At 41.3% G+C, this 7,615-nt stretch carries 7 protein-coding genes; 1 reads left to right on the plus strand and 6 read right to left on the minus strand.

The window, feature by feature from the left end; genetic code table 11:
* Positions 1-68: 68 nt before the first annotated feature.
* Positions 69-2,447 carry a leucine-rich repeat domain-containing protein gene (locus QZT73_RS05100; protein WP_291786959.1) on the plus strand — a complete coding sequence of 793 codons (2,379 nt, stop codon included), beginning with the start codon at positions 69-71 and terminating at the stop codon, positions 2,445-2,447.
* Between the two features lie 223 nt (positions 2,448-2,670).
* On the opposite strand, the gene QZT73_RS05105 is transcribed toward QZT73_RS05100, so the two are convergent.
* The 6 genes from QZT73_RS05105 to QZT73_RS05130 are packed head-to-tail and all read right to left on the minus strand — an operon-like array spanning position 2,671 to position 7,207.
* Positions 2,671-3,693 (minus strand): hypothetical protein, encoded by a 1,023-nt coding sequence (locus tag QZT73_RS05105; protein ID WP_291783449.1) that lies wholly within the window; start codon positions 3,691-3,693, stop codon positions 2,671-2,673.
* A gap of 12 nt (positions 3,694-3,705) precedes the next feature.
* The gene (locus QZT73_RS05110; RefSeq protein WP_291783452.1) at positions 3,706-4,029 is read right to left on the minus strand and encodes a DUF3817 domain-containing protein; all 324 of its coding nucleotides are present in this window, start codon (positions 4,027-4,029) and stop codon (positions 3,706-3,708) included.
* Positions 4,030-4,033: 4 nt separating this feature from the next.
* Complete coding sequence (locus QZT73_RS05115) at positions 4,034-4,585, minus strand: hypothetical protein (RefSeq protein ID WP_291783454.1); 552 nt, start codon at positions 4,583-4,585, stop codon at positions 4,034-4,036.
* An 11-nt stretch (positions 4,586-4,596) separates the two neighbouring features.
* Complete coding sequence (locus QZT73_RS05120) at positions 4,597-5,310, minus strand: tetratricopeptide repeat protein (protein WP_291783456.1); 714 nt, start codon at positions 5,308-5,310, stop codon at positions 4,597-4,599.
* Positions 5,311-5,324: 14 nt separating this feature from the next.
* Positions 5,325-6,737 (minus strand): HD domain-containing protein, encoded by a 1,413-nt coding sequence (locus QZT73_RS05125; protein ID WP_291786962.1) that lies wholly within the window; start codon positions 6,735-6,737, stop codon positions 5,325-5,327.
* On the minus strand, positions 6,734-7,207 hold the full coding sequence (locus QZT73_RS05130; RefSeq protein WP_291783459.1) for a hypothetical protein: 474 nt from the start codon (positions 7,205-7,207) through the stop codon (positions 6,734-6,736). The genes QZT73_RS05125 and QZT73_RS05130 overlap by 4 nt, the downstream gene beginning before the upstream one ends.
* Positions 7,208-7,615 lie beyond the last annotated feature (408 nt).

Consider the following 7,615-nt stretch of genomic DNA (forward strand, 5'->3'; position numbering starts at 1 on the left):
ATAAGTCATTATTTTTCTTCATTGTCTTTTCATATCTACTCGCTCCCAATGTTTTGAAGGCGTAGGATATGGCAGGATGTTCCAAACAAGAAATCAAAGAACTCTCCACACAGGCAGAGGATCACATCCGCTTTTTGGAATATTTTTTAAATACTTTGGGCAGCGAGGAAACGCCGGCACGGGATAAGGATGTGATCATCAGAGAATCCTACAAGAAAATTTTCAGGGACGAGAAAGTCCAGGTAGAAGATGACCTTTTATTGGATAGAAAAGTCATTACCAACAAAGACATTACAGCATACATGAAGGACATTGAGTTTTTCTTCAGAGATGCCAATTTTAAATTTAAGATCAGAGAAATAAAACCCATGGAAAGGGATAATGGAGAGCTTTCCTTTATCATTTCCATGGACAGGACCCTTACTGCCACAGGACTTGACCAAGAAAAGATTTCCAATACCAAACCTAGGTTTGTAGAGATCAATGTGGATAAAAGGTCCAATGAGTTGAAAATTGCCAGCATGTATACCACGAAGCTTAGCAGGGATAAGGAATTGGAAGAGTGGTGGGGCAGTCTTTCCTACACCTGGGAGAGTTATCTCAGGAACAAAGTAGGTTTGGCTGAGGAAGATTCTGTTACGCTGGATGATCTGTATAAAATAAGTGCCATTGATAGTATCAATCTTTCAGGAAATCAATATGTCATCGATCTGGATGCCATTGAAGCTTTGAGGGAATTGAAATATGTGGATATCAGCAATACCCAAATTGTAGAGTTGGGACCGATCAGTAATGTAACCTTTCTGAGTTACCTTAATATAGCCAATACTCCGGCAGAAGATATACAATTCATCAAATTCTCTGATCGTTTGACGCATTTAAATATTTCAGGCACCAAAGTGCAGGACATCAGTGAATTAGGGAACCTGGATCAATTACATACTTTAGAAGCAGTCGGAACTCCTATTGAAAGTTTTGGCGTGTTGAATTCCTTTACTGCCCTGAGACATTTAAACTTGCGTGAAAGTGGGTTTAACAATGTAGAAAATATTCAAGATCTTGAGAATTTATCGTATTTGGATGTCAGTGGTAACTTTTTGATCAATTTTGAACTCTTGTCCCAACTGAAAAATTTGGAGCAATTGTACTTGATGGAGACCAATTTTGTGGACCTGACTCCTTTATCTGAACATGAAAGACTCAGGGTAGTCAATATCAACCAAACTGAGGTTGCCGATCTTAGTCCTTTGAATGATAAATTTACCTTGCAGCGCGTATATGCGGACAGGACCAGGATAACAGAAGAAAATGCTGACGCCTTTGCCAGAAGAAACAGAAGGGTACTGCTTATTCATAATGTTGAAAATCTTCAGATTTGGTGGACAGATCTTTCAGAATCATGGAAAATGGTGCTGTCTTTCATCAATCCTGAGTTGGACAAAACTGTACCTTCTATAGAAGATCTTTCAATGACAGTAGGAATGGACTCACTGGACCTTTCAGGAAGTATGATCAATACCTTAGGACCTGTATTGAAATTCCGAAAGATAAGCTATCTGAATTTTGACAATACTCCTATACAGGACCTTTCTCCCTTGTCCGAAATCAGGACATTGACCAGTATTTCTGGGAAAAACAGTTCTGTTGCTACTTTGCAACCTCTGTCCAACCTAACTGGACTAGTAAGTCTGAATTTTGAAAATGCACCGGTGCAGAGCATACTTCCCATAAAAAATCTGCCCAATCTCACTTTTCTGAACGTAGACAGGTCTAGAATACAAGAGGAAGAAATTCCTGTCTTTTTGGAGTCCAATCCGGAGATCAATGTAATTTACCGCTCGGAGGCTTTGCTTTTGTGGTGGGAAATGCTTTCTGATACCTGGAGAGCATTGATCAGTAAGCAGTTTGGGGGATCAGTGGAACCTGGGGTGGAGGAACTTCATCGTTGGGCCTCTAGTCCTGTCCTTAAAGTTCAGGGTGAAAGCATTTCTAACCTACAGCCTTTATTGGCTTTTTCAAACCTTAGAAAACTAGAGGTAATTGATGTACCCTTAATGGATATTTCTGCTGTAGGAGGTTTGAAACTTTTAGAAGAGCTTAAAATTTCTCAAGCTCCCGTGAATGAGATTGATGCGATAGGTCTGCTTACTGATTTGAAAGCACTTGACCTCTCTTACACGGGTATCGATGACCTTAGACCATTGGCAGATTTAAGAATTCTAGAGACGCTAAATGTTTCCGGTACAAATATCCGTGTGCTTCGGGGATTGGAAACTTTATCCAACCTTCGGGATTTGGATATTTCTAGTACCAATGTGAGATCTTTGCGCCCTATACAGGGTTTGAGCCTGATTGAGAAGCTTACCTGCTTCAATACCCGCCTTAACAACAGGGCAGTAGATGCTTTCCGAAAACTGAATCCTCAGGCAGAGGTAAGGTTTTATTGAGAAGCGAGAAGTGAGAGCCGAGAAACTGGGGACGAGAGGTAATTTGGGTAAATTATGAGAAGTAGAATCTGATATAAGCTTTGCGATATACGCTTGAAATAAGCTTTAGGCAATATATTGGAGACTTGTTCAAATAAGAATAATTAACCCAAAAAGTGTCAAGAAATATTAGGAACTGACAAATTGGAAATTTCTCTTCCCTTAAGGGAAATAACGGTTAAGGTTACTTCTTCAGCACCTGGTCCAGACTTACCCTTAAGACTTGCCCCATATTTTCACAGGCCAAAAACTCTCTGTTTTCATAAAAAAGGGCCAGATCCTGCTTGAGGGACTCAATATTTTCAGGGGTAGAAAGGGTGTCTTTTTCCATGCTCTGCAGAAGGTCTTCCATTTCTTTTGGTGAGCTTTTCAAGCGTGTTGCTATCAGGGCCCGTTCTTCTCTTTGGTACTGCCGCATGGATTCCGGGGTGATGTGTTTGATTCCCAATTGTATCAGGGCATTGTTTTGCTTAAAGTACTGTGGGAGGTAAATCGATCTTTTTCCCTCATAGCATTGCTGGTCAAAATCAATGGCCCTGATCCGATAGTGTATCTCCTCAAAATCAGGGGTAATGTCTACCACAAAATTGGAAGAATGCATATCTCCCAGCAAACGGACAAAGCAGCGTTCATTGAATTTAACAAATTCTTTGGCCAACCTGATGGGGTTGAGAACGTTTTCATGTACATACTGCCGCATAAATTGTTCTCCCGGTATACCGGCAATATGTTCTTCAATCAGGGTGTTTTGGTGAACCAGGTAATTGATCCTGTTGGGGGAAAGCAGGTGTTCCAGTTCCAGTCCATATACCCTGGAGGCATCCGCATTTTTAACATAAAAATAATCAAAGTTATCATTGATCCGGTTGACAATCCTGACCCTGAAAGGTTGGGTATTCCCATAAACACAGAGATCAATCCTGTCCACATAAAGGTGGTTCATGACGGACATATCCCCTTCAGCTTTCAGCAGGGAATAAATCTTTTTGACATTGTAGTGGATTTCTTCCCTGTCGGATTCAGAATAAAATACAGTTTCCCAAAGGGTGTCGTTTCCTTTGAAGTCATAGAGGGGAATGGATGAATTATAGCGCAGCAAGTCCGCATAATGAATTGGGAAGTCCACTTCCCTTCCATATTTGCGGAGATAAGTCCTCAGGTTGTTACTGATTGGATAAATCTTTTTTTTCTTGCTGATCAATGCCATAGGCCATGCTGTTTAAGTAGCTGCCAGTTCTTTTTCCTCTTTGGTCAGGTACCTGTCAAAAATAAAGGGACCAAAGGGCAAAACAGAAGCGATCAAGGCAAACAATGTTTTACTAAAAACCCAAGAGCATCTCCTCGCCGTAGGGAAAACAATGTAAATGTACAATACAAACAAAATGCCATGTGCCCAACCCACATAAGTGACAGCCAAAGGCATATCCATCATATATTTCAGAGGCATAGCCACAAATAGCAAGAGCAAGAAAGAAAAGCCCTCTATTATGCTGATCCATCTAAATCTTTTGAGCCATTTGGCCATCTTTTCTTTACTGCTCATAAGGTTATTTGGTAACGTTAAATAGTGTTTTCAATGCCAGCCAAAGGGCTTTTTTTAAGGATTTATCATGGTTGATCTGTTCCAGGGTATCTGCAAATAAGTATTCGGTATCCTCGGACATTTGCACAGTATAGGCTTCTTTTTTATGGTGCATCAAAGGATGGTTGAACCTTCCAAAAACTATAATCTTAGCGGGGTTAAGGGCTTCTATCTGCTCCATACTGGCCTCTTGCATTATTCCTGCATGGCAAAGGGCAATATCTTTGAGGGAGCAGCCCACAGCATCTAAAATTTTAAATAGTAATTCTTTGAGCTCATCACTCAGCTGCAGGGTATCGTATGCCACCAACACACCTTTTTCAAATCCACCTTCAAAGGACAATTCCTGCCTGGCATCCTCAACCTGATTGAGATCTTCTTCCTTCTCTGCTGTAAACTTTTCTTCTGTATTTTGCAATGAAAGCGCTGACTGGAGCAGAATTTCTCTTTCTTCCTCCACAAGATAAATCGGAGAATCCATAAAAAGACTCAGATAGTGGATATTGCTTTCTTCCATTGCTTACAGCATTACATACTTTGGGCTTCTTTCAGGTTTTCCTGGGCCAAGAGAAAGTCGGGTGCCAAAGATAGGGCTTCATTCAAAGCCTCAATGGCCTCAGCCTTATTCTTCTGCCCCATAAATATCATTCCTTTAAGGTTGAGGGCAGCAGCTTTAAGATTTACTTGCTGTGTATCATTGTCTTCTGTTGGGAAACCAATGATTTCATCGATTGACTTTCTGTCTCTGATGATCATATTTACTGAGTTCATAGCCTCTTCTTCTTTGTCCAGGCTAAATTGTAAGTAAGCACTTTTGTACAAAGAAAAAAGATTACCTGTAATGAGGTAATGTCTTTCAAAATTAGGAAGGGCACGGTCCATAGCACCCAATTGTTCCAAGGAATAAGCTGCAATTTCAAGACCGGCAGCGCTTTGGTCATTTTGTTCCAACAGGTCTATGGCTGCAACAGCCGCGGATGCATATTGTCCTGCTTCAAAATACAGGTTAGCAAGCAATTCTGGGTAGCGGTTGTTGGTAGGGTTGCGCTCTATCAGCTCCATTAATTTCAATCTGGCAGCCGGCAGGTCGTTATACCGCATGGCCAATGTATAGACCCGTTGGTCTGCTTCATTTCTTTTTCGGACGCTTTCAGCATCCTGGGTATTGCTGTTTTCCTGTTGGGCGTAAGCCACGGTGCCCATGCACAGCATTAGGGCCAAAAACAAATTGATCTTATTCATAGGGATACTTCTGATTACTTGTTTAATCCTTTTTGATCTGCTAATTTATACAATAAGTCTAAAGCTTCCGCTTTATTATTTTTAATTTGTCCATCCAGGATGGCCTCTTTGATTTCTTCCTTCAATTCTCCTACCATTTTGGATGGTTTCAGTTTAAAAATTTCCATAATTTCTTCTCCGGAAACCGGTGGTTGGAAATTCCTCACCTGATCCTTTTCTTCCACTTCAATCAATTTGGTCTCTACTTTATCAAAATTGGCCAGAAAACGCTGTACTTTGTTGTTGTTTTTGGAGGTGATATCTGCTCTACATAGCGTCATCAGGTCATTCACATCATCCCCGGCATCAAAGAGCAGTCTTCTTACCGCCGAATCCGTGACTTTGTCAGATACCAGAGCGATGGGTCTCAGGTGCAGCCTGACAAGTTTCTGCACATATTTCATCCGCTCGTCCATGGGTAGTTTTAGCCTTCGGAATATGCCGGGTACCATTCTGGCGCCTTTGTCTTCATGTCCGTGGAAAGTCCAGCCAACTTTTGGGTGGAATCTTTTGGTAGCAGGTTTGGCGATGTCATGAAGAATGGCCGCCCAGCGCAACCAAAGGTCTTCAGTTGATCTGGAAATATTATCCAAGACCTGAAGGGTATGGTAGAAATTGTCCTTGTGCGACTTGTCTCCCACAGAATCCACTCCCTGAAGGGCGACCATTTCCGGGAAAAACTGTTCCAATAATTTGCTCACAAAAAGGAGCTTGAAGCCATAGGAAGGTTTCGAGGTCATGATAATTTTGTTCAGCTCATCCATTATCCTTTCTGCTGAAACAATCTGTATCCGATGGGCATCATGTACAATGGCCAGGAAAGTATCTGGTTCAATATCAAAATGAAGCTGTGCGGCAAACCGGATTGCCCGCATCATCCGCAGGGGGTCATCAGAAAAAGTGATTATGGGGTCAGTAGGCGTTTTGATGATTTTTCTTTTGATGTCCTCCATTCCGCCATAAGGATCCATCAACTCTCCAAAATTGTGCGCATTGACAGAAACTGCCATGGAATTGATTGTAAAATCCCTTCTCTCAAGATCTTCCTGTAAAGTACCGTCTTCTACAATAGGTTTCCTGGAATCGTGGCGGTAGGACTCTTTTCGTGCACCCACAAATTCCACTTCCCAATCTTCAAGGCGGATGTTGGCAGTTCCAAAGTTTTTGAAAACAGAAAGGGGTACGTGTTTGTCATAACTTTCCGCTACTTTCTGGGCCAGGGAGATCCCTGAACCTACACAAACAAAGTCAATGTCTTTGCAGGGTCTTCCCAATACCAAATCACGGACATAACCACCTACCACATAGGTTTCAAAACCCATCTCGTCTGCGATTTTGCCTACTCTTTTAAATATGTCTAAACTTTCTAAGTGTTCTTTGAAATTCATGCTTTATGGATTTTGACATCCCCTTCGGGACTCAAAAACATTTCTTTGGTACCTGCGCTGAGCAAAGGGAAGAATTCTTTGGTTTCGAAGTCAAATTCCTGAATTTTACTGTACTGCAGGACAAGAGGTTGGGAATAGGTAAAAAGTAACCTGTTCCAAAAATCTTTTTTTAGGACAGAAAAGCGGACGTTGCCATGTTCGATTGGGCCTGATTTTAGGATTTTATTTACGGGTGTTTGGTAAATGGTAGGTTTGCTGGCATATTCCACTATATCCAGAGAAACATCAGAAAACTGGTTTCCTATAGACCTGATCTGGAAAAGATCAAAAAGAAGGAATATGCCTTCATAATTGTCCCTATGGGGATCCCAATTGTCCAAACTGATCAGTTCGAGGATGGATCCATGGCCTTCTTTGATACGGATCCTTCCTCTTTCCTTAATCAAGTTGACTGCTTCTCTGATTTCCACGTTTGATTTTTTTTCAAAAATAAGGCAGATTATTGAGATATACAGGGAGTAGGTGGATTTAAACCCGAAATATGCAATTTACTATCTGGTAAATACCCCTTTTCTTTGACTTTTTCATTTCTATTTTCCTCTAGGAAAGTTCCTTTTCTGGGTTTAGGGTTCAGGGTTCAAGGTTCAGGGTTCAGGAATTCAGGGTTCAGGGTTCGAGGTTCAGAAGTTCAGGGTTCAAGTGAACTTTACAAGATTCGTAAAACTATGAACTGTGAACATTTGAACGAAGTAGGTTCAGGGTTCAGGGTTCAGGGTTCAGGGTTCGAGGTTCAGAAGTTCAGGGGTACAAGTGAACTTTACAAGATTCGTAAAACTATGAACTGTGAACATTTGAACGAAGTAGGTTCAGGGTTCAGG

Source organism: Cecembia sp. (genome assembly GCF_007126775.1).
In the GTDB taxonomy this organism is placed as follows: Bacteria; Bacteroidota; Bacteroidia; order Cytophagales; family Cyclobacteriaceae; genus Cecembia.

Coding starts and splice junctions, on each gene's coding strand:
- QZT73_RS05100 (WP_291786959.1), top strand. CDS start 69: ATGGCAGGATGTTCCAAACAAGAAATCAAAGAACTCTCCACACAGGCA.
- QZT73_RS05105 (WP_291783449.1), bottom strand. CDS start 3,693: ATGGCATTGATCAGCAAGAAAAAAAAGATTTATCCAATCAGTAACAAC.
- QZT73_RS05110 (WP_291783452.1), bottom strand. CDS start 4,029: ATGAGCAGTAAAGAAAAGATGGCCAAATGGCTCAAAAGATTTAGATGG.
- QZT73_RS05115 (WP_291783454.1), bottom strand. CDS start 4,585: ATGGAAGAAAGCAATATCCACTATCTGAGTCTTTTTATGGATTCTCCG.
- QZT73_RS05120 (WP_291783456.1), bottom strand. CDS start 5,310: ATGAATAAGATCAATTTGTTTTTGGCCCTAATGCTGTGCATGGGCACC.
- QZT73_RS05125 (WP_291786962.1), bottom strand. CDS start 6,737: ATGAATTTCAAAGAACACTTAGAAAGTTTAGACATATTTAAAAGAGTA.